The organism is Providencia sp. PROV048 (assembly GCF_033688165.1).
Lineage (GTDB): Bacteria > Pseudomonadota > Gammaproteobacteria > Enterobacterales > Enterobacteriaceae > Providencia > Providencia hangzhouensis.
Genome location: NZ_CP096360.1, coordinates 108,863 through 132,096, shown reverse-complemented (window position 1 = coordinate 132,096; position 23,234 = coordinate 108,863). Strand labels below are relative to the sequence as shown.

Annotated in this window: 19 protein-coding genes, 1 tRNA gene and 2 pseudogenes; 7 read left to right on the top strand and 15 right to left on the bottom strand. The window is 38.6% G+C overall.

The window, feature by feature from the left end; all coding sequences use genetic code 11:
- Positions 1 to 463 precede the first annotated feature (463 nt).
- The 10 genes from M1F26_RS00555 to M1F26_RS19975 all read right to left on the bottom strand — a co-directional run bounded on the left by M1F26_RS00555 (position 464) and on the right by M1F26_RS19975 (position 9,002).
- Positions 464 to 1,477, bottom strand: a complete 1,014-nt coding sequence (locus M1F26_RS00555; protein ID WP_140171911.1) for a hypothetical protein — start codon at positions 1,475 to 1,477, stop codon at positions 464 to 466.
- An 18-nt stretch (positions 1,478 to 1,495) separates the two neighbouring features.
- Positions 1,496 to 2,038 (bottom strand): fimbrial protein, encoded by a 543-nt coding sequence (locus tag M1F26_RS00550; protein WP_140171910.1) that lies wholly within the window; start codon positions 2,036 to 2,038, stop codon positions 1,496 to 1,498.
- Complete coding sequence (locus M1F26_RS00545; RefSeq protein WP_042848582.1) at positions 2,038 to 2,571, bottom strand: fimbrial protein; 534 nt, start codon at positions 2,569 to 2,571, stop codon at positions 2,038 to 2,040. Before M1F26_RS00545 ends, M1F26_RS00550 begins: the two co-directional genes overlap by 1 nt.
- The gene (locus M1F26_RS00540; RefSeq protein ID WP_048605554.1) at positions 2,564 to 2,965 is read right to left on the bottom strand and encodes a hypothetical protein; all 402 of its coding nucleotides are present in this window, start codon (positions 2,963 to 2,965) and stop codon (positions 2,564 to 2,566) included. Before M1F26_RS00540 ends, M1F26_RS00545 begins: the two co-directional genes overlap by 8 nt.
- A gap of 39 nt (positions 2,966 to 3,004) precedes the next feature.
- A complete protein-coding gene (locus M1F26_RS00535; protein WP_048605555.1) occupies positions 3,005 to 3,742 on the bottom strand; it encodes a molecular chaperone in 738 nt (245 codons plus the stop codon).
- A 66-nt stretch (positions 3,743 to 3,808) separates the two neighbouring features.
- Positions 3,809 to 6,316 carry a fimbria/pilus outer membrane usher protein gene (locus M1F26_RS00530; protein ID WP_048605557.1) on the bottom strand — a complete coding sequence of 836 codons (2,508 nt, stop codon included), beginning with the start codon at positions 6,314 to 6,316 and terminating at the stop codon, positions 3,809 to 3,811.
- Between the two features lie 70 nt (positions 6,317 to 6,386).
- Entirely contained in the window at positions 6,387 to 6,965 is a 579-nt protein-coding gene (locus M1F26_RS00525) for a fimbrial protein (protein WP_220129034.1), read from the bottom strand.
- Between the two features lie 58 nt (positions 6,966 to 7,023).
- Positions 7,024 to 7,575, bottom strand: a complete 552-nt coding sequence (locus M1F26_RS00520) for a fimbrial protein (protein WP_042848585.1) — start codon at positions 7,573 to 7,575, stop codon at positions 7,024 to 7,026.
- Between the two features lie 485 nt (positions 7,576 to 8,060).
- Positions 8,061 to 8,324 carry a helix-turn-helix domain-containing protein gene (locus tag M1F26_RS00515; RefSeq protein ID WP_042848586.1) on the bottom strand — a complete coding sequence of 88 codons (264 nt, stop codon included), beginning with the start codon at positions 8,322 to 8,324 and terminating at the stop codon, positions 8,061 to 8,063.
- 459 nt (positions 8,325 to 8,783) lie between these two features.
- On the bottom strand, positions 8,784 to 9,002 hold the full coding sequence (locus M1F26_RS19975) for an IS1 family transposase (protein ID WP_371025696.1): 219 nt from the start codon (positions 9,000 to 9,002) through the stop codon (positions 8,784 to 8,786).
- Positions 9,003 to 9,763: 761 nt separating this feature from the next.
- Here M1F26_RS19975 and M1F26_RS19970 point away from each other — a divergent pair.
- A pseudogene (locus M1F26_RS19970) lies at positions 9,764 to 9,888 on the top strand (IS110 family transposase); the annotation flags it as partial.
- A gap of 80 nt (positions 9,889 to 9,968) precedes the next feature.
- On the opposite strand, the pseudogene M1F26_RS00505 reads toward M1F26_RS19970, so the two are convergent.
- Both M1F26_RS00505 and M1F26_RS00500 read right to left on the bottom strand, forming a co-directional pair.
- Positions 9,969 to 10,637, bottom strand: a pseudogene (locus M1F26_RS00505) (tyrosine-type recombinase/integrase); the annotation flags it as partial.
- A 322-nt stretch (positions 10,638 to 10,959) separates the two neighbouring features.
- Positions 10,960 to 11,054, bottom strand: a tRNA-Sec gene (locus M1F26_RS00500).
- Positions 11,055 to 11,369: 315 nt separating this feature from the next.
- Here M1F26_RS00500 and prlC point away from each other — a divergent pair.
- The gene (prlC, locus tag M1F26_RS00495; RefSeq protein WP_140171909.1) at positions 11,370 to 13,412 is read left to right on the top strand and encodes an oligopeptidase A; all 2,043 of its coding nucleotides are present in this window, start codon (positions 11,370 to 11,372) and stop codon (positions 13,410 to 13,412) included.
- Positions 13,405 to 14,175 (top strand): 16S rRNA (guanine(1516)-N(2))-methyltransferase RsmJ, encoded by a 771-nt coding sequence (gene rsmJ, locus M1F26_RS00490; protein ID WP_140171908.1) that lies wholly within the window; start codon positions 13,405 to 13,407, stop codon positions 14,173 to 14,175. The genes prlC and rsmJ overlap by 8 nt, the downstream gene beginning before the upstream one ends.
- 83 nt (positions 14,176 to 14,258) lie before the next feature.
- Here the strand turns inward: rsmJ and gdhA are convergent, their stop codons facing one another.
- The gene (gene gdhA / locus M1F26_RS00485) at positions 14,259 to 15,593 is read right to left on the bottom strand and encodes an NADP-specific glutamate dehydrogenase (protein ID WP_004263145.1); all 1,335 of its coding nucleotides are present in this window, start codon (positions 15,591 to 15,593) and stop codon (positions 14,259 to 14,261) included.
- Between the two features lie 266 nt (positions 15,594 to 15,859).
- On the bottom strand, positions 15,860 to 16,294 hold the full coding sequence (uspA, locus tag M1F26_RS00480; protein WP_004263149.1) for a universal stress protein UspA: 435 nt from the start codon (positions 16,292 to 16,294) through the stop codon (positions 15,860 to 15,862).
- Between the two features lie 450 nt (positions 16,295 to 16,744).
- Here uspA and uspB point away from each other — a divergent pair, with 450 nt between their 5' ends.
- Positions 16,745 to 17,080 (top strand): universal stress protein UspB, encoded by a 336-nt coding sequence (gene uspB / locus M1F26_RS00475; protein WP_004906561.1) that lies wholly within the window; start codon positions 16,745 to 16,747, stop codon positions 17,078 to 17,080.
- Between the two features lie 131 nt (positions 17,081 to 17,211).
- On the opposite strand, the gene pitA is transcribed toward uspB, so the two are convergent.
- On the bottom strand, positions 17,212 to 18,702 hold the full coding sequence (pitA, locus tag M1F26_RS00470) for an inorganic phosphate transporter PitA (RefSeq protein ID WP_140172024.1): 1,491 nt from the start codon (positions 18,700 to 18,702) through the stop codon (positions 17,212 to 17,214).
- 375 nt (positions 18,703 to 19,077) lie between these two features.
- Here pitA and M1F26_RS00465 point away from each other — a divergent pair, with 375 nt between their 5' ends.
- The 3 genes from M1F26_RS00465 to M1F26_RS00455 all read left to right on the top strand — a co-directional run bounded on the left by M1F26_RS00465 (position 19,078) and on the right by M1F26_RS00455 (position 22,677).
- The gene (locus M1F26_RS00465) at positions 19,078 to 20,280 is read left to right on the top strand and encodes an NAD(P)/FAD-dependent oxidoreductase (RefSeq protein WP_140171907.1); all 1,203 of its coding nucleotides are present in this window, start codon (positions 19,078 to 19,080) and stop codon (positions 20,278 to 20,280) included.
- Between the two features lie 403 nt (positions 20,281 to 20,683).
- Positions 20,684 to 22,045 (top strand): AAA family ATPase, encoded by a 1,362-nt coding sequence (locus M1F26_RS00460; RefSeq protein ID WP_140171906.1) that lies wholly within the window; start codon positions 20,684 to 20,686, stop codon positions 22,043 to 22,045.
- Positions 22,045 to 22,677 carry a retron system putative HNH endonuclease gene (locus M1F26_RS00455; protein ID WP_140171905.1) on the top strand — a complete coding sequence of 211 codons (633 nt, stop codon included), beginning with the start codon at positions 22,045 to 22,047 and terminating at the stop codon, positions 22,675 to 22,677. The genes M1F26_RS00460 and M1F26_RS00455 overlap by 1 nt, the downstream gene beginning before the upstream one ends.
- Positions 22,678 to 23,234 lie beyond the last annotated feature (557 nt).

Below are 23,234 nucleotides of genomic sequence, written 5' to 3'. Positions count from 1 at the left end.
GACAAAAATCATACCTAAATTCATAATCTGATTAAGAGGTTAATGAGTGGGTTGTGGGTATGGTTATTATACAAAAACAATATTTTTAACTAACTCACATCTAGTAATCATAATCCATCATAATACACAGTAGATTATACGTTTCAAAAAATCATATAATCTACCTGCATACTCACTATTTTTCTCTTAATAGTATTTCGGTTATTTCATTCGCTCTTTAAACGAAGCCTATTAAGGTTATCGCCTCGCTCAGACGAGGCGCTTGCTTATGAAAACATACATGGCCAGTTGGTTATAATAACTCTCTATACTTTTCTCAAGATTTTCATGGCGCGATAGGAATATTATCCTAAAAAAATTGCCAATACCAATCCATGATAGTACCTAACAACTACTTATAAATAGGAAAGTAAGCACTAGGAAGTTCAACAAAATAGAACTTTTTGGTATTTAACCTTATTTTTTATTGTATTGTGACTCTTAAAATCCCTGCTCCTTGAAATGAGCCTGTTTTGGTTTTATCGTCAGGGTGAAATGTTGAATTAATAAGGTAGTCTTTTTTCCCTGTGACTTTCTCCTCACTGATTGTTTTTCCATCGCTAAATTGTAACTCACAATCTCCTTCACCACATTTAGTGAAGTTAGCACTTTTCCCTGTGGGTTTATTTGTCCCAATTAATTCCATTTTTACTGGCGTTGATGCACTGCAAGAGATACTGTAATTTGTTACGTTACTTTTATAGCTAGACTCATCCCCTAATGTAATATCATGAGTTAATTGCAGTTGGTTACTGTTGAAATCACACTTAGATTTTACATCAATAATTAATGTAAATGAATCACGTCGGCCAAGGCCTCCTACGATTAAATTGGGCACATCTGCTGAGGGGCCTTTCTCTTCAGGAGTTGTAAATTTATTTTCTTCAAACGCATAGTAATAGGCCACGGGAACCCTATAGATCCCTGGAGCGAGGTTACCTTGCGATAAGGTTGCTGTTATTCTTGCACTACGCCAATGAAAGTCTACAGGTATCATTGAGCCAAGAGTCCAACAGCCCCCGACATCGGTCTTAACTGAAATTTGGTTTATCTTGGAAATATATCCTGAAATTTGCGACTGTGCTGGATAGGTCCAACTGTTATAAGGGTCGATATTCAATGAAATAGGGACATTATTTACGTACACTCTATTTTGCATAATAAGCCAAGCGGTTTTTTCTTGGGTTGCACTTAATTTGTCATTAGTTCCTTTACATCTTGTATAGACACTTCTTGCATTATAAAGGCCATTCAGCCCACCAGACATTATTGATGATGCAGAGGTAGTCATATCATTATAATTAATCAACATATCGTTTGTTTTTACTGGACTTGTCATTGTCCAAATAAAATGGCGATAATCCCCAGCAATACTGGTGACAGGGAAAAATAATATGTTTAATAAAATTAAGATAAAAAAATGAGGTTTAAGTATCATGTCAATTCCAAGTCATTATTAATTGTAGGTGATGACTATTTTTGCAGTAGATTCAAATTTACCCGGTGCTAAATTACTAGTATTTAATGCATAGGGAACTGCAGTTATAGAAAAGATCCCATTTTTTTGACCTTTTCCACTTAATCCATTAATAATTTCATTTCCTAGGCTGTTTATATTGTTTCCAATAATAAGCGGGTAAGTATTATTAACTGAATTTCCTTGATATAAAGCAATCCCTAACCCTGTATTTCCTTTAGTATTTAATACATTATTAGGCGCATTCGCTAATTTATCACCGACAACATTGATATAAGGCTTTCCTTGGTAATATTGGCAATCAATAGATATTTCTTTAGTGATTGAGTTATCATGGTTATTAACTTTATCTATTTGTACGGTTTTAAAGTTAAAAATAATTTTTTCATTCTTATTAATAATACAAGGTGGTACTTTGACAGTACCTGATATTTTTATTGGAACATCAACAGCAAGGGAAGAGAAGGTGAAGAAATAAAGTATACCAACCCAGAATTTAAAATATTTTTTAATGATATCCATTATTCATACTCCACAGTAAAGGTTACTGAGGCTAAAAAATCACCTGTCTTTGCATCTCCGGATTTAGGCTTACGAACAAAAACACCAAAATTAAGTTCTTGTGTATTTCCTACTTCAGGCACGATACCAAAGTTAATTTGTTGATTCCAAACAATTAAAGAATCATCTTTATCTGTTATCCCCAATAAAACACCGCTATCACCCTGCGTATTTAAAAAAGAATCACCATCAATATTGGTTAATTTATTACTTTTCCATGTTAACTTGATTATTTTTTTTAAATCTGTTTCGCTGCATTTTTCAATAAAAATTGAAAAAGGTTCTGTTGCGCTCGGTATTCCTTCATTAATTGTCTTTAAGCGTAGGTTATAAATTTTTATTTTTTGATTTAAAGATTCGGTTGTAACTTGACAAGCTGTATTGACAAGCTCACCGCGAAACTCCATATCAAGTCCTTCCTCGCTATAAGCTAATGCAGGGAAAGTGAATAACAAGAGATAAAATACCCAATTCAATCGGCTTTTTCTATTCATAGCTCACCTCAAATCTTAAGGTATTGTGGTAATCAATTTGCTGTGGTAAGGCTATTTTATTATCACCGTTTGTTAAATAAGTGAGATAGCTTGGGTAAAATAACGATTTTTCGGTATCGTAAAATTGTAAGGTGACAGGGGTATGTACAGCTGAATTGATTAAATTAAGATCATCAAATGCACTACCAGCACCACAATTTGTCAGCGTGACCTCTTTTGCACCGCGTATACTTAGGTTACAAGCTGTATTCATCAATTGCGCGTATACTTGAATCTGGCCGTAACTGATTGAGTTAGTTGGCAAGCTAGCAGCGACATGTTTTATGCTAGAAAGAAAACACAGTACTATCATGATAATAAACAGTCCTAGAGGTGTTTTTCGCGGGCTGCTCATGTTTGTTTTCCTTATTAATATGCTAGCTTTCACTCAATGTTACTCCTCTCCAGAAACAGTACAGATTGAACCTTGGCATTGAAATACGAGCGTAGGTTTACCACCATAATCATTAATATAAGTTAGATAAGGCGTTGATAATGATGGTGATATAATGTCGTGGTCAGATTTTGGTGGCACCATGACAACATTAAACGCATTTTTTTCTGCTTGATTTTTGCTATTGCCAAAGCCAATCACAGTTAAGTTGAATGGGGTGGTATTATTGAGACGATAGCCATTAGCGATTTTTGTTAAAGTGACTTTATGTGCCCACTTAGTTTCTGATTCCGATAAAATGCTTTTTGGGCGATAAAATAATTTCACTCGGGATTGCAATGCGATTTGCAATATATTTCCGTCATTCGATTTAGGTGGCACTTCGCGTAAGTTAAAATAAAAAACAGATTCTCTATCTTGCGGTAATTTGCTCAGCTCAGGCGTGGTGCTTAAACGGACCAAACTGTTACTCGTCGGCTCAATGCGCTGTAATGGCGGTGTCGCTAAAATTGCGCCTTTAGTCAATTTATTCCCTTCAATATCTTCAATCCAGCTTTGTGCAAGATAAGCTTCTTCTGGATTATCATTTGTAATAGTGACATTAATTGATTTATCGGATGCAGGAAAAATAATTCGTGTCCTATCCAATGTCACAGCGCTGTGTGCGCTAACGGATAAAAATACTGTCGTAAGCAGAAAAAAGGGAAATACCCACGAACGTAAAAACAAACTCAACATAATAAACCTCATAAATAAATTAAATGTGTGCAGCTAATCCGAATGGTTTTAAATAGATTCGAATAGTTATTTCTTTATTGATACACAGGGCAGTAACAACATATTGGTTGATGTATCTAAACTTTCAGGAAGTGACAATTGGCACTGTGCTTGCCCTCCCCAATAAACAAGTAAATTTTCCTTAGGCGATATTCCCACTAACCAAGTCACACCATCTTCCCCGACAATGCCTAATTCAAGGTTATTGTGGTTGCGAACACTGGCACCAAATGGCGGCGTTTTATCATTGCCCAATGATAAAATAGCGAAGAGTTTTTCTCCTTTCATTACGGATAAACTCCGGTAGCCAATCGCACCTTTTGTGAGAGTGATGTCCGTTGATGCCCCCAACGTTTCTAAATTATCGGGCAATTTACTGGTATTAATTGATGCGTTAGCTTTACGGTAACTGCTAACATTAGGGATAACAGCTAAACCGAATCGATTCGTTTTTATCGTGCCATTATCGAGTGGCACATCACCAACACCGGGAGTTTCAATCATTAATCGAGTATCTCCACTTGAACCTCGGTGCAGTGCAGCACCATGTGAAGTCGCGGTTATCCCACTATTAATAGACAGACCAACACTGCGATATTGTTGAGGGACATAGCTTGCATTTGCTGAAATATTAGCTTGGGAGAGATCTCGGGAGTAATAACCACTGATGCTCGATTCGCTATCATATAATTGCCCATGGTTATAACCCACAGTGACATTGTAGCTATCACGATCGTTATAGCCGCTATAACTAGCGCTATGGTTATGTTGGTTATACTCTCCCGTCTTAGTATAAGATTCAGACAATGACACACTGTGACCGTTATAAAGTGGAATACTTAAATAAAGGTTCACTGCATCATCTTTATAGCCACTGTCTCGCTCAGTGCGAATTGCAGATAACGATATCGTCGCATCTTGCTGGGAAAGTGCAGGAAGACTGATATTGGTACTTGCATATAAGCCATATTGCATTTGTGATTTGTCATGCCAATACGTGCTATATTGATAATTCAGTGAAAAATTAAAATTATCGAAATATTTATTCAAATAGATTTGATAATTTTCTTTTGGTGCACGAGAGACATAACCTGAACTGACTTCATCCATAAATTGGCTGAGTGTTCGGTAGTTTTTATCTGCGAAGCGATAACCCGCAAAGGTAATATCTGTGCGTAATGCATCAAAAGATTTTGAGTAATTTAACCTATATGAGCGGCCTTGCAGGGTTTCTTGAGTAAAGCGTGCAACTGACTGTGTCACATCGAATGACAGTGCCCCAAACGCGAATAGGTCTCGCCCAATACCAATAGCAGCGGTTTGGTAATCAGTATTAAGTTGGGAGCCACCATAAAGTGACCATTCATTTGATAAACCATATGATAATTCCCCACCTGCAACAGGGTTTCCTGTTAGCTGATGACCGCTAAGTCGCGTTTTACCTGCAACAAATTTATAAATGAGTCGCCCTGGACGGGTTAAATAAGGTAGTGAGGCCGTATTTAAACTGAATTTCTTTTCTTCACCGTTTTCTTCACGGACGGTGATATCCAAAACCCCACGAACTCCACTATCCAGTGTTTGGATACGGAATGGCCCAGGTGGTACGGTTGTTTCTAACAGAACACGTTCTTTGCTGCGAACAATAACTGTTGCATTGGTATTTGCAACCCCAATAATTTCTGGGGCGTATCCCACCAGTTTCGGGGGTAGCATACGGTCATCACTTTCTAATGAAAGTCCGGTGTATTGCCAAGACTCAAAGACGTTAGAATAAAAATAGTTTTCACCTAACGTCAAAATAGCCGATAAAGACTTAATAGAAGTAAATGCATACAAGCGACTAAAATCAAATTGCTTTGTTTCTTGTGATGATTGGCGATTTCCTTGCTGCTTCTGGTAAGTGCCATTATAATCACCGCGAAAACGCCAAGCGCCTAAATTTATGCCAGCGGTTCCACTCGTCGAAGCATAAGTGCGTTTGCTTCCTGTATTTTCTTTTGTGACAGAAATGTTTGCACTGTAGTCGATTAAGGCACCATTAACACCCTCTTCCCATAATGCAGGTGGCACCCAGTCAGGATCACGATATTCCATCCAAAACTGAGGGATTGTCATTTTTAAGGATAATGTTGCGAGTTCAATTTTTAGTTGGACTCCTGTTAGGGCTGATAAATTCAAGCACTGGTCATTATTCGAAAGATGGACTTTTTCTTTTGCTGTCTCTTTTAGCCCAATGAGATCAAGCAAATCAGCAGGTAGACACGTTGTTTGTAGCAAGGTTTGCTCGGGGGTGCTTTGTTCAAAAACCGTAATATCCCGAGGTGCGCCTAAACGCTGCCCATTAACAAAAATAGTTAGGACATAATTATCTGGGGGGACATACCCCGCGACAGCAAATTGGCTCATATCGACGTTTTGGAGATCTTCAGCATCTAATACATCCGTATTAAACTCTGAGGCATAAGCAGTCAACGTGCTAAAGTTTAATGCCACTAAGATGGCCAGCCCAACTTTACAATATGTGAACTTCATGCTTATACCACTCCGAGAACAACAAGAAATACTAGCCAATGCAATAGGATTGACTGTTTTTATCTTTGTTTTATTGATAATCGATGAAAAAACGAATTAACCCTTGATAACGGCCTGCTTGGAGAGGCTTTCCCGTTAGCTCAAGTTGTAAAAAATAGCGAAGCACAAGTGATTGTCCTGCCTTACCTTGTCTTAATACGCTGCCGAATAGTGAATAGCTTTCCCCAGGGATTAAGGCTTGCATTGTGCTGTCAAGAACAGAAACGCCTAGTCCTTCAGAGGGGCCTTGTAAGACAAAAGCATTCATCTGGTTTGCACGATGGCCATCAAAACGTATTACCCATGTTTTGCTATCAAGAGAGGAAAACAGGCTACCGCAATTACTTAATTCAATCTCAAAAAGCTGGTTGCGTTCTTCTCGGGATACCTTTGTTGATAATAAATTCAATGCTAATGATGAAAAATTTACCGTTTGAAAACGATCTTTCATCATAATCGAACAAGGTGTCGCTATAACGCTGCCAATCATCTGAGTCGTTCCTTCATGTCGTACCCCTATGTCCTTTTCTGCAAATACGGTGAAGCATCCACAAAAATAGATGAGTAGAACAGGCACAAATTTTCGAATATCAAATAGATAAGTAAGCACTTTGTTTTCCTTTATATGCATTAAGTAGCCGCCAAAAATTGGCGGCTATTCAAAGTGCTTACTGATAAGTAATACGGAAGTTTGAAACAGCGGTAAATTTACCTTCTGCAACATCTTTAGTTTTATCAATTGCTTTAGCTAATGCTTTGAAAGATAAAGTCACATCGCCATCAGTGTTACCGGTAGGTAATACATCTTTTGCAACACCAAATTTGAAGCCATCAATCACGATACCTAAGTTATTTGCGTTACCTGTTGATGTAGAAAGCATTTCACCGCCATTCACATAGTTTTGGCCAGTAAATACTAAGTCCATGGTTTTAACACCAGCAGCATTACCGCTTTCGCTATCAACTTCGCCGAAATTAGCGAAATCACAACCAGTTAATTTAATATCAAAGTTTGCTTCTGCCGCTTTACCGCTTTGTAAGGCTTTGCGAGATAATTGACCGAAATCAACAGTTTGTTTTAATGATGATTGTTGGATGTTACATGGTGTATTCACAACTGAACCAACAAAATCAATTGTTCCTGTGTTATCAGCCATTGAGCTAAATGGAATAACAGATGCGGCAAATACAGTAGCAACAGCTAATTGAGATAATTTCATTATTATTTCCTTAATATGTAAATAGATTTAATATATTGAACGCTTACTAATATCAAATGACAAAGTCACTCATAAAATGGGAAAGGTTTCCCTTGCCTAGACTTAAAGAAAAGGCGACTAATAAATAGAAGGCTAACCTTCTAATTTAAATTTTTTAATTAAAATTGTTTCTAATGGTAACTTATTTTTAATTTTTCTTATTTAATCAGAACGGTCAGCCATTACCTTGAAAGTAATTCCGACCAATTTCTATCTAATGCAATTAAAAAATTTCAACATCTCTAAACTAATTATTGTAATACCAAGTTCATAGAGAGAAACCTGCTGCTAACTTAAATGAACTAGATAACCAACTTGATTGAAGAATAATGATTTTTTACGGGTATACCTTAAAAACGAACCAATATCTTTTCGTAAATAGCCTTTAATTTTCATTGTAATAGGCTCCAATTCATTAAGCTTTAACACATGGTGTTGTATGATTTTTATTCATCAAAAAAATAGCTAACATCAACATTAAAATAAATTGAAATAATCATTATTTTTGATGTTGATATATCACTTTGACCATTCTCATACCGAGATAATTGTTGTTGCGATATGCCAATAACCTTAGCTAAATTAGAGCCACTTAAGTTATATTTCAATCTAAGTTTTTTTATTTTTTTTCCAATGTTCTTTGATACGACATTAACTATGTTATCTCTATCACTTAGAATAGAAAGTGAATTGAAAATTTCATTTCTCATTAAAGCACCATTGACGTTGACGTATTAAATGAAATAAGACACCAATCGTTTAACTCAATATAGGATACAAAAAATCTGAGTTAAACCAAAACAAAAAAATAAATTAATTATTTAAAAAAATTAGCTACAAAGTTAATAGGTATTTTTTTACTAATTAAGGTTGTTAAAAATAAAAAGGTATAAAAAAACAATTATCAAACAACAATATACAAATAACCGCGTTAAATTTTTGTTAATAAAACCCTCAGGCTTTACTTACGCTAAATATTGTAAGGAATTGTAACTCCAATAAAAATAAGTCGCTATATGGCTAGTTATTTAGTGATTATTTAAATGTAGCCACCACTTTTTCTAGTTTTGGGGCGAGTATTCAATGTATTAATTTGGTTAAATGTAATGTTCTCTTTCAATGAAAGTACCAATGATTTTGTCAATCATTTCAACAGTTCTTGAATACCTCTATGTTTTTCTGTTCAGCCTTTTTATCTTGTTTCTTAAGTTCAAATTTTGATGTTTTATTCCCTGTGTAAATCGTTTACCAATCGAGTGAGTTTCCCTTGGTAATAACTGGTATGCTAGGTAATTATCGGTACACCAAAACTGAATATCAAACTTAGAAAGCCACCTTAATAATTTTTGCTGGCTCTTACGGCTCCTTGAGCCCAAGACATGCGCCACTATATGTTTTAACTGAAGTGACCAGACATACCATAACCATCGTTGTCGCTACTACAATAGCCATAAGAGTTTTATTTAATTTCACTGGGTAAATCCTCAACTAAGTCGTAATTTAAAGAAAAAATTAAAAAGAAGCCCTGTGATTAAATATTAATAACAATAGAATTAAATTTTAGATACGAACTATAGCTAAATTTACCTAGATAAAACCACTATATATTTATGAATACGGTAATTAAATCTTTTTGTCTTTTGAACTCTAGCTCACATAAATACTATAATTACTCACATAGGCTGTAAAGCAGGAGAAATCTATCGAATATACCAAGTTTAATAGTCAGTTATTTCTTGTCATATTTATTCATACTACAATTATTTTTACCCGATAAAAATCAATAGGTTACAAATGATGTGTTATTAATTCATACTTAACAACATTTCTTTCACATACATCAACCATTACTTTTTTGCAATTACTTACACTTGTTACGCGTGTTAATAATTTCATCTAACTAAACCGCCCCCTTAAATCTCCAGACAGTTGGTGTCATTTGACTTATTGATAATCTTAATACTCGTTTTTAGGCTAGTTCTTGAAAAATGAGATGAACGCATCCCAACTATTTGAGAGCGGTGAAGGGTTCGGCTGATGAGGTGAAGATCCTCACACACTTCTGACATCATTGTGCCCAGTACGAAATGAATAAAGCTCCCTAATGACTAGAGGGCCCACAACATGAAATCCCCCCGTTGTCGCCGATATCGCAAAACATCTTATACAGGTTCACTTCATTGAAGAACATATAGGTGAAGTTATCGATAAATAAAGCACGGTACCCTGTTGGAATACTTTAGCAATCATAAGCCTAGCCTTATCGGTACTGATGGGCTAACCAGCTTCCCTGATGCTATTAACTGTATCTATCCTCAAACGAAAGTTCAGTTGTGTGTCATTAACAAAATCCGCAACTCAATAACCTGATTTACGCTTTCCTTACTGATTGGTTTTCTATGGTCATTACGGCCTATAAACACAAGCTCATAACACTCTGATAGTAGTTTGAGTGAATTAAATGGCTCGATAACCTGCTTTGATAACGGTACAACATGCGGTCGCTTTATTTTCATTACTTCAGCTGGTATCTCCCAAACCCCTTTTTCTAAATCAATATCCTGCCAACGAGCAAAGCGGAGTTCTTGCGTTCTAACAGCCGTTAGCAAAATAATTTCAGTCGCTGTTTTGGTGATGATACTGCCAGTGTAACCAGCTAAATCTTTTAGGAAATATGGCAGTTCTTGATTTGTTAAGAATGGGAAGTGTTGCTTTTTAGGTGGAGTTAGAGCAGAAGCCAGATCAGGAGCTGGGTTATATTGCGCTCGACCAGTAATAATTGCATAGCGAAAGACCTCACCGCAGCGCTGGCGGACTTTGCGCATCTTCTCTAAGGCTCCGCGTTTTTCCATCTTACGCAAGGTTTCAAGTAGCTCTAGGAGCTTAATCTCTGCGATCGGACGCTTACCAATATAAGGAAAGATATCCTTTTCAAAGATATCAATAATTTCATCACGATAACGTAGTGACCAACGATCTGCTTTAGAGGTGTGCCATTCACGAGCAACTGCTTCAAAGGTACTTTCAGAGGCTAAATGTTTTTATTTACTTGAACTTTATTTTGAACCAGCAATTTTTTCGTGCATCAGCTAATGAAACTAGTGTGTCCCCCCTCCATCGGTCATTTTATAGGGGGTTACCATTGGCCTTGAGGCCGCTACCTGGCAGGCGTAAAGCTTCATTGTGGGGGCATCCAAAAATAAGGGAAAATTATGCCCCCAATTTTGCCCCCAAACAGGGGTAGAAACCAGTAAACAAGGGGAGAATCAGACAGACTTTGAGGTGGTTAATCTTATTGATTTTCAAAGAAGATATGGCTTTTGGAAGAAGTTCAGAAACTGCGTTTGGCGGAAGATCACAGGAGTCGAACCTGCCCGGGACTGCTGGCAGCCCCAACTGGATTTGAAATCCAGCCGCCTCACCGGAGACGACGATCTTCCTCTATAACCTATAGATTGGAGCATGATTATAGACTGAATCCATTATTTTCTAAAGCATTGAAACTGCAACTATCACCTTTATTGATAAAAGCTAATAAAAACCCCACTTATTGATAAGCGCTGATAAGAAAAAACGTTATCTTGATATTGAGGTTTACATTTCTGCCCCCATATACTTTCTTATATTCATAATGGTGCGCTAATTTTATGCCCCATACACCAATCGTATTTGGGTATAAATTCACCATTTAACTTTTATTGTCAACACAGTAAGCCTTGGCCTACGAGCACAAGCCTGCAATCACAGGATGTTTTATGACAAATTCATTATTAGCCGATTCCGCACTACCCCGCTTTTCTACTATAGAGCCTGCGGATGTTTTCCCCGCAGTCCAACATGTACTCAATGAATATCGCCAAACAGTAGAAAACCTGTTGAGTGCAACAGAGCAATACACTTGGGGCAACCTGTGCCAACCTTTAGAAGAAGCCAGTGATAAGCTGTCTCGTGTTTGGTCGCCAGTGAGTCATTTACACTCGGTGAAAAACAGCCCAGAACTGCGCGAAGAGTATGAAAAATGTTTACCATTACTGTCTGAATTCAGTACCTGGATGGGGCAGCATGAGCCTTTATATCAAGCATATAAATCATTAAAAGAAGGGGCTGAATTTAATTCCCTTAGCCAAGCTCAACGTAAGTCTATCGAAAATACCTTACGCGATTTTGAGTTATCCGGCATTGGCTTACCTGCTGAAAAACAGCAACGTTATGGTGAAATTGTGGCACGTTTGTCAGAGATAGCGTCTAAGTTTGGCAATAACGTGCTTGATGCGACCATGGGGTGGAGTAAGCTCATTAAAGACGAAAAAGAATTAGCGGGTATGCCAGAAAGCGCCATTGCTGCAGCAAAAGCCATGGCTGAATCAAAAGGTGAAGAAGGCTACTTACTCACTCTCGATATGCCAAGCTATTTACCTGTTATGACCTATGCTGATAACGCAGAATTACGTCGTGAGATGAGCCATGCATATAGCACCCGTGCGTCTGACCAAGGCCCAAATGCGGGTAAATGGGATAACAGCGAATTAATTGATGAACTGATGGCTTTACGCCACGAGCTAGCGCAATTATTAGGTTTTAAAAACTACGCAGAAAAATCCCTAGCGACCAAAATGGCCGAATCGCCAGAGCAAGTGCTGAATTTCCTCAATGATTTAGCTGACCGTGCTCATCAGCAAGGGGAAAATGAACTGGCTGAACTGACGGCTTTTGCTAAAGAACATTATGGTGTCGATACGCTTGAATCTTGGGATTTAGCCTATTACAGCGAAAAACAAAAACAGCATAAATTCTCATTAAATGATGAACAATTGCGCCCATATTTCCCTGAACAACGCGTCCTGAATGGCTTGTTCGAAGTTGTTCATCGCATTTATGGTTTAACTGCCAAAGAACGCAATGATGTAGAAACATGGCATAAAGATGTGCGTTTCTTTGAACTCTATGATGAAACCAATACCTTACGCGGCAGCTTCTACCTAGACCTCTATGCTCGCGAACATAAACGCGGTGGAGCTTGGATGGACGATTGTGTTGGCCGTATGGTGCATAAAGACGGCTCATTACAAAATCCTGTAGCCTATTTAACCTGTAACTTCAATAAACCACTTGGCGATAAACCCGCACTGTTTACTCATAATGAAGTCACTACCTTATTCCACGAATTTGGTCACGGCTTACATCATATGTTAACGCAAATTGATGTTGCAGATGTCGCAGGGATTAACGGTGTACCATGGGATGCTGTCGAGTTACCAAGTCAGTTTATGGAAAACTGGTGCTGGGAGCCTGAAGCCCTCGAATTTATTTCCGGCCATTATGAAACAGGCGAGCCATTACCAACAGAAATGCTCAATAGTATGTTAGCGGCGAAGAACTACCAATCAGCTATGTTTGTTCTACGCCAGTTAGAGTTTGGCCTGTTTGATTTCACCTTACATGCTGAGTATGACCCAGCCAAAGGTGCGCAAGTCATGCCAACGCTATATGCGATTAAAGATAAAGTCGCTGTGGTTCCTTCACCAAAATGGTCGCGCTTTCCACATGCTTTTAGCCATATTTTCGCAGGTGGCTATGCAGCTGGCTATTACAGCTACTTATGGGCAGATGTGCTTGCGGCAGATGCATACTCACGTTTCAGTGAAGAAGGCATCTTTAACCGTCAAACAGGTCAGTCTTTCCTCGACAATATCTTAAGTCGTGGTGGCTCAGAAGAGCCAATGGCGCTGTTTGAACGCTTCCGTGGTCGCAAACCAGAATTAGATGCCATGTTGAAGAGCTATGGTATTCATGGCTAATCGTATTGAGATCCAATTGATCTGCGAAGAGGGTGCCGATCCCGGCACTCTTTCTCAACTTTCTGAAAAATGGCAACTTTCTCATACCCCTGATGCCATTATGGCGGTTGTACTTACGCCTGAAAACTTACAACTGCGCAAACTAGATGAGCCTAAATTAGGTGGGATTTTTGTTAATTTCGTCTCTGGGGCGATGGCCCATCGTCGCAAATTTGGTGGAGGTCGCGGTGAAGCTGTTGCCAAAGCCGTCGGGATCAAAAAAGATTATCTTCCCGATGTCATTGATGCCACTGCTGGCCTAGGGCGTGATGCCTTTGTTCTAGCCGCTCTCGGTTGCCATGTCCGTATGTTGGAGCGCCACCCTGTGGTTGCTGCTCTATTGGATGATGGTTTACAACGAGGCTACCAAGATGCAGAAATTGGCCCATGGTTACAAGAGCGAATGTCATTGATTCATGCATCCAGTATTACAGCACTGAGTGAGATAACCCATGCCCCTGATGTTATCTATCTTGATCCGATGTACCCTCATCGGCAAAAAAGTGCTTTAGTGAAGAAAGAAATGCGAGTATTTCAGTCATTGGTGGGAGCAGATGATGATGCAGATTCATTATTAGCCCCTGCGATTGCTTTGGCTAAACGTAGAGTGGTTGTTAAGCGCCCTGACTACGCGGAGCCCCTTGCGGGACAAAAAGCGCCATCAGCGGTTACCACTAAAAACCATCGGTTTGATATCTATCCATGCATTAAAAATAGCGAATAAACGTAACGGCGAAGGGCGTATGTACAGGTGAATTTATCAGTATGATACAGCCGCCCTTTCGCGTACGTTTTGAGGTCAGAAGATTACAACACACCCTGCCCAAGCATTGCATCTGCGACTTTTACGAAGCCCGCGATGTTAGCGCCTTGAACATAGTTAGTTTGTTTCTCTTCACCACCGAACTCCACACAGTGCTGGTGGATATCCAACATGATGTGATGCAGACGGGCGTCAACTTTCTCTGCTTTCCAACCTAGACGAGCCGCATTTTGAGCCATCTCAAGACCTGAGGTTGCCACACCACCTGCGTTAGCCGCTTTACCTGGCGCAAACAGCACTCCTGCTTCAAGGAACAGCTCAGTTGCAGGAATAGTCGTTGGCATATTAGCCCCTTCAGCGACCGCTTTAACGCCGTTTTTGATTAACACTTTTGCTGCATCAACATCCAGCTCATTTTGTGTTGCACATGGCAGAGCGATATCGACAGGAACATTCCATGGTTGCTGACCCGCTAAGTAAGTTAAGCCAAACTCTTTTGCATATTCTTCAATACGACCATAGTTGTTTTTGATTTCTTCCAAACGTGCGAGTTTTTCTGTTGTAAAGCCGTCTTCATCAACTACAGTACCGCTTGAATCGGAAGCTGTAACCACTTTGGCACCTAGCTCCATACATTTTTCAATGGTGTACTGCGCAACGTTACCAGAACCAGAAACCGCGACACGCATCCCTTCAAAGCCTAGGCCATGACGTTTTAGCATCGCATTTGTGAAGTAAACCAAACCGTAACCGGTTGCTTCAGGGCGAATTAAACTACCACCAAAAGACAATCCTTTACCGGTAAATACACAAGAAGTGTCATTAGACAGCTTTTTCATCATACCTGTCATAAAGCCCACTTCACGGCCACCAACACCAATATCCCCTGCTGGGACGTCAGTATTTGAACCAATATGGCGATAGAGTTCTGTCATCAATGCTTGGCAGAAACGCATCACTTCACCATGACTTTTACCTTTAGGATCAAAGTCAGAGCCACCTTTACCACCACCCATTGGCAATGTGGTCAAAGCATTTTTCAGTGTTTGTTCGAAGCCTAAGAATTTCAGGATAGATAAATTCACAGATGGGTGAAAACGCATACCACCTTTGAATGGGCCGATTGCAGAGCTAAATTGCACACGCCATGCACGGTTAACTTGAACTTTACCTTGGTCGTCTACCCAACATACTCGAAATTGAATTACACGCTCAGGTTCAACAAAACGTTCAAGTAATGCTTGGTCACGATACTTAGCATTTTGCTCTAAGAACGGCCAAAGGGAAGTGAATACTTCACGCACGGCTTGTAGAAATTCAGGTTGAGAAGGGTCTCTTTTTTGGACAGACTCCAAGAACGAAGATAGTGATTGTGTCATCTATGTCTTCCTTTTTAACATGTAGTTGTTGTGATGTGCCTCACTCTTTCTTATCATTATTTTTAGGAAATGTGAGGTTGATTTGTGTTTGCCTATTGAATATATCATTAGTTTGTATTCTAAATTCAAGGTTTTTTTTCACTCTATAGCAAAATAAATTGCTTGACCTGCCAATAACTCCCTCAAAATACATATTTTGAAACAAAAAAAACGCCTGCATAAGCAAGCGTTTTCAGTGAATAATATTTCAAATTGAGTGATATGGATTATTCTTCATCATCATTTAGTGGCACAATCAACATATCCACATGAACAGTATTGATTAACTGGCGAGCAGATGACATCAGCTTGCTCCAGAAATCTTGGTGATGCCCACAGACCACTAAATCCATATTGTATTTCTTAATCGCGTCCACAAGTACTTGGCCTAGATCACCACTACCGCTGAGTGTTTCTTGAATTTCATAACCTGCACCTGCAGACAAATCTTTCAGAGCATTACGCGTTTCATCAGTAATACGTTGCTGCATGTCACCAAGATTGACATCAATAAGACCGGTATAGAGGTCTGAATAGTTAACATCAACATGGATCATAGATACTTTGGCCCCGTAAGGTTTTGCCATAGAGACAGCCTTATCCAGTAATACTTTACTTTCAGGTGATAAATCTACCGCAACGAGAATATGTTTGTAAGCCATAAGTAAACTCCTTCCGAATGCTGATTATCTGGTGGTTATGCCTTCACCACATCTTTATGAATACTATACCTGCTAATTGTGATTATTAAGTGTTGCTTTGATCACATCTAAGCAGATTAACCTTAAAATCATCACTTCATATAACATTTTATAAAACAATAACATCATTCATTCAATATTAATATATTGCCCTAAAAAATTCGAGTTATGGAGACTCTTTAGCTTAGTAAAACAACAAAGTTGCCCAGCAAACTGTGATATTAAAGTTCAGTAACTCAGGTTTATTTTCTTCAATATAAACAAAAGGTCATCACAAATTTGCGCTAATTGCACTTTTTTTAAACAATAATTTATCCTACAATAAAATAACTGAGTATAAGTATAATTTTTCTGCTGTATTTCCTTTGCGACAATTGCTGTGAGCTTGAGCTAGGTTCTAAGGAGAGGATTATGTTCAGTATGATTGCATTGTTTTGGGCATTATGCATTTTGTGCATCTTAAATATGATGCGGTACTTTTCTTCCGTTCGTGTTTTATTGTCTATTCTAAGGGATTCAGATCCCCTGCTTTATCAATCCGTTGATGGTAATGGTTTTTTTACTACACACGGCCAGCTAAACAAACAACTCCGGTTAGTTCGATACATAAATAACAAACAATACCTTGAACATTATGACCCTGAAGTTATTTTGCGTTGTGAGCGAATCCGTAAGCAATTCATGATGATAAGCAGGCTCAGCATACTTGTTATCGTGAGTTTAGCGTATTTATTGATAACAGGTTAACTGTGATCGTAACTTTCTAATGAAAAAATAGTGATGGCCTTTCGATCATCACTATTTTGTATATGTAGATTACTGTGTTCATGTAACTGTTAAAGGCTCCATACTCATGTATGAAGCCAAAATTAGCGCGACTAGATAAACAGCAGCGATAGCCAGTATAAACCGCCGGATAACACAATGGACACCGGTAAAGTTAATAACCATGCTAGCGCAATGCTTTTAATGGTTTTTGTTTGTACACCACCACCATCGACAACCATCGTACCCGCCACTGCAGAAGATAAAACCTGCGTTGTTGAAACTGGCATACCAGTATAACTTGCCACACCGATAGAGACTGCCGCAGTTACCTGAGCAGATACACCTTGCGCATAAGTCATACCTTTCTTACCAATTTTCTCACCAATGGTCACAGCAACACGCTGCCAACCAAACATGGTGCCTAATGATAATGCTAAAGCAACCGCAATAATGATCCACAATGGTGCATATTCAACGGTATACAGCAAATCATTACTGAGTTTTTTCAGTAAGCTGGCATCTTTGGAACTGGTTTCTGGTAATTTTGCAACCGCATTCGCAGTATCAGAGATACACATCAGCAAACGGCGTGCGTGGTTACGTTGGTCTGGCGTCAGCTCTTCATAGCTTTGAATGCCATCAAGCATCGTTTGCGCTTGATTTAAAATAGCGCCAGTACGTGTGCTATCACAATGGAATTCACCACCGGGTTCATCACTACTTTCTGCAACGGTCGGGGCATTTTCTATTGCATGGTTTAACGCTGGTTTATGTGTTTCATAGTATTGTTGCAGGTGGACAACCGCATCATGTGTTTTTGCGATGTCATAACCGTTAGAATTCATATTCATAACGAAACCTGCTGGAGCAACACCAATTAGCACCAGCATGATAAGACCAATGCCTTTCTGACCATCGTTCGCACCATGGGAGAAACTCACCCCAACTGCTGACAAAATCAATGCAGTACGGGTCCAGAATGGTGGCTTACGCTTACCATCTTTTTTCTCACGTTCCGCTGGTGTTAAGTGAATACGACGACGTTTCTTTGTGCCACTCCAATAACGGCGCAAAAAGAAAATCATCAAACCGGCAATCACGAAACCGATAGCGGGAGACAAAATTAATGACATGAAAATACTGATCATTTTCGGTATATTCAAGGCATCAACAACAGACGAATCAGTCACAATCGCGTTGGTTAAACCCACCCCGATTATTGCCCCGATCAGTGTGTGTGAACTGGAAGCAGGGATACCGAAATACCAAGTTCCAAGGTTCCAAATAATTGCAGCCAAGAGCAATGAAAAAACCATTGCAAGGCCGTGAGCTGAGCTCACATTAAGCAAGAGGTCTGTTGGTAAGAGATGGACAATGGCATATGCAACGCTCAACCCTCCCAGCAAGACACCAAAAAAGTTAAAAACCCCTGCCATGACAACTGCGAACTGAGCCCGCATTGCTCTGGTATAAATAACCGTTGCTACCGCGTTAGCGGTGTCATGGAAGCCATTTATAGCCTCATAGATCAGCACAAATAACAGTGCCAGAACTAATAATAGACCTGTATGAAATTCTAAACCTGTAAAAAGATGTAGCATAGACGTTAAGCCATTATATGTTGGACATGAACGCGGCGCATTATCAGTGACAAACGCTGGCGGTGGAAGCAAAATCTAACCTTTTTTTGATTTAACTACCCATCAAAAAAGCACCTCATAGCAATTACCCCATATTTTTCAATACATTAAAGCAATCAAACTTATTCTGAATTTTTGAAACTTTTTAACGATATTTCCAGAAAATAATCGTTGTTTGCTTTTTTTAGACGAATTTTTCTAATTATAATACGTCCTGTATAGTTTTCATCAGTTCTTCCTCAAAGCTTTACATTACAATCCCGGTGAGATGACGTAAAATATCCCGGTTATCAATGTAATTACGCTTAAAATCAAACATATATAGAGACACTTATTGTGAAAAATTTCGACGTTATTATTTTAGGTGCTGGTGCAGCGGGTTTATTCTGTGCCTCACACTCTGGCAAACGCGGTTTGAAGACGCTAGTGGTTGATAACGGGAAAAAATTAGGCAGAAAAATATTGATGTCCGGTGGCGGGCGCTGCAATTTCACTAATATGTATGCAGAACACAGCAATTACATTTCAACAAACCCACACTTTTGTAAGTCAGCACTTGCTCGCTATACACAGTGGGATTTTATTGCCTTAGTGGCCAAATATAATATTCCCTATCATGAAAAAACCTTAGGGCAGCTTTTTTGTGATAATAGTGCACAAGATATCGTCGATATGCTGCAAAGTGAGTGTAATCTACCGAATATCACTATCAAGTTACGCAGTGAGGTGACTGCCGTTGACAAAGCAGATGATGGTTTTTTAGTCACGATCAACGGCTCTCAAGTAAGTACCCACTCACTTGTCATTGCAACAGGCGGCCTATCTATGCCAGGTTTAGGTGCGACCCCTTTTGGCTATCGTCTTGCGGAACAGTTTGGGCATACTATTATTCCAACACGAGCAGCACTGGTGCCCTTCACCTTACATAAACCCCTTTTAGAAACCTTACAGGTACTTTCAGGTATCTCTGTCCCTGCAACGGTAACAGCGGCAAACGGCACCGTATTTAAAGAAAATATTTTATTCACCCATCGGGGACTTTCTGGTCCAGCTATTTTGCAAATATCCAGCTACTGGAACCCTGGCGAGTACGTGAGTATTAACTTACTTCCAGATATCTCCGTCAATGATTTTATCGTTTCAGAGAAACAACAGCACCCAAATCAATCATTGAAAAATACCTTAGCTAAATTATTACCAAAACGGCTAATTGAGGTATTACAAGCCCAAGGACAAATCCCTGAGTGTGCTCTAAAACAGCTTAATCATCCTCAAATTGAAGCATTACACACCACCTTACACCAATGGCAGGTACAACCTAATGGAACGGAAGGGTACCGCACAGCTGAAGTAACATTAGGTGGCGTTGATACTCACGAAATATCGTCTAAAACCATGCAATCACTTAAAGTACCAGACCTGTATTTTATTGGTGAAGTGATGGATGTGACCGGCTGGCTAGGAGGTTACAATTTCCAATGGGCATGGAGCTCCGCAGCTGCATGCGCAGAAAGCCTGCCGATAGTTTCAGGAGAATAAAATTTAGACTCTAGGCTATAATATAGCCAATCAAATTTGGATACGCATATATCATAGCAAAATATAGTTTAGTTGAAGGGGCCGATAATAAGAGAGAACAAGATGTTCACTCTAATAACATAGTGGCAAGATTGACGGAATCAAATCAGGTCAAAGCAATCATACGATACCTGAATAAGAAATTTGTTTTTTTATTGATCTGAATATTTCGATTCATTAATTAATATTCAAAAACAATTTCCTCTGTTTCCTATCATCACTCTTCTATTAAAAACACTAAAATTATCTAATGTTAAATATTCCAAGTATCTAATAAGCGGTGAATCTCAGTTGTGATTTAGACATTTGAAATTTACTCCCATAGAGTACAAAATGAACCTAATAAATATATTAAGGCATAAATATGAAGTTAAAAACTTTAACATTAGACAATTATAGGGGCTTTAAACATTTTACTGGAGAATTTGAGCCTGATGTAAATATTCTAGTAGGGCTAAATGGCACTGGTAAAACGAGCTTACTCGAAGCTATATCTATTGCTTATGGACAGTTTATGAGTGGTTTTGGTACTAGTACAGATCGAGGCATACACATTAGTGAAACACACCTTGCCAGAATAAATGTTGGTAATGACGAGTTTAGCATGGAGTACCAAATTCCATGCCGTATTTCTGCAAGTACCGCGGAGCCTCATAATACAGAGTACCCAATGAATTGGGAGCGCTTTCGTAATAGCGTCAAAAAGAATACAAAGACAACGATTGTACGAGAACAAAAAAATAGCGCACAATTTCTACAAAAAATGGTTCAAGAGGGAGCTAACCCTACCCTACCTGTAGTTGCTTATTATGGAACAGATAGACTGTTTAATCAGAATATTGGCCCAACAAAAAAAATGCCAAAACTTTCTAATGCAAGTCGATTAGAGGGTTACACCGACTGGCTCAAACCACGAACAAGTTATGGCCATTTTGTAAACTGGCTTTACCATGAAACGATGGCAAGTTTTGAACGAGAATTAGAAATTCAGGAGCAACGTCATTCAAGTAGTTTAGTGAAAAGTAATCACTTTCAAGCTCGACTCGATGAGCTCCAACAAGCGTTAAACCAAGTATTACTTCCATCGGGTTGGTCGAATGTCCGTTATTCTTCAAAAGCGGGGCAAATTGTTGCCACTCATAAAAAGCAAGGTGATGTCCCAATTAACTTATTGAGTGATGGCGTGCGCAATATTCTTGGCTTAATTGCAGATATCGCCTATCGTGCAATAAAGCTAAACCCACATATTGGCAACGGTATACTTAAATCGGTTGAAGGTATAGTATTAATTGATGAAGTAGATATGCACCTACACCCTCAGTGGCAACAGCATATAGTCAAAAGCATTCAAGCAGCATTTCCTAAAATACAATTTATCCTGACTACACATAGCCCGCAAGTCTTAGGAAATGTAGCCGCAATAAATATTAAATTAATCAAACAGACAAGCGAAGGTTACTATACTTTAGAAAACCCAGCGCAATCGTATGGATTAAGCAGTAATGATATTTTAGATGAAGTGATGAACACAGATGTGGTTAATGAACAACTTTCGAGAAACCAAGATGTTTTTGCAAAATTAGAGTCTATAAATACATTGATCGCTGATAAAAAGTATTCAGAAGCAGAAGAACAAATCCAGAGACTAGAAGAGGAAATAGAAGGTGAAATTCCAGAATTAGTTAAAGCTAAATTATCTATTGAATTGGCTGGGTGGGATGACTAATGTATAGAATCACTAAACATATTCAACCTAATAGTTTAACTTCTTATAAAAATGACCCTCAAGCCCGTTACGATAATTTACCCACAAGAGTTCGAGAAGATTTGAAAGATTCGCTACTTAGGGAGCAAGGGTATGTTTGTGCATACTGCATGAGTAGGATCGATAGTCAAAAAATGAGAATTGAACATTGGGCTTGCCAAGATAACAACCAACATTTAGAGCTTGATTATAATAACTTATTAGCATGCTGTTGTGGCAACGAAGGACAACGAAAGGACACATATACTTGTGATAAAAAGAAAGAAAATAAAGCACTCACTTATTCCCCTGCAAATACAGAACATGCCATAGACTGCCGAATTACCTATATACATGGTTCAGGGAAAGTAACTTCGAATGACTGTAACTTTGACAAAGAGTTAAATGAGGTTTTAAATCTCAATGAAACTCGATTGGTGAAAAATCGTCAACATGCATTAAAAGCTGTCCAAGAACAACTTTCACGGAAAAAAGGCACCCGTAGTAAGCAAGACATTCAAAAATTGCATGACAAAGTACTTGCTATTAACAACAATGGTCAAAAAATGCCTTATTACAGCTTTTTAGCTGATTATTTATCAAAAAAATTATAAATATAAAGTCAACATTATAGCTAAGAGTTACTCAATTACGAAGAGGGGTTAATTCGAATTAATCCCTCTACTCTCAACTTCAGCTCTTTGTTTACCAAATAACACCGCATAGCAGAATGTACCCCACACTGGCACGCTGATCCAATTTACTACAGCGTATTCTATCATATCACGAGCAAAGACCATTCGTTTTCTGAATATCTATCGTTAAAATCATTCAAAAACTCGCAACCTCAGCACAAAGCAAATAAATGTATTAACCATAATTAACTTAAGTCATAACGATATTCATAATGTTTTAGTATTAATGTCCTTTTAACCGAATATCTCTTAATCCATTGAAAAATAATGGTTAATATTTAATTTCATATAAATCATATAATTGCAGTTTTAATTATAAGATATATTATTTTGGTTAAAAATAATGCTTTACAAACGATAGTGATAACTATTATCATTACCATCACTTCCTCAACAGGGTTACTTAGTCACCCTTTGCAGGGAGTACGACATTGCTCACATTGCTTCCAGTGTTTACTTTAGCCAGCCTTGCGCTG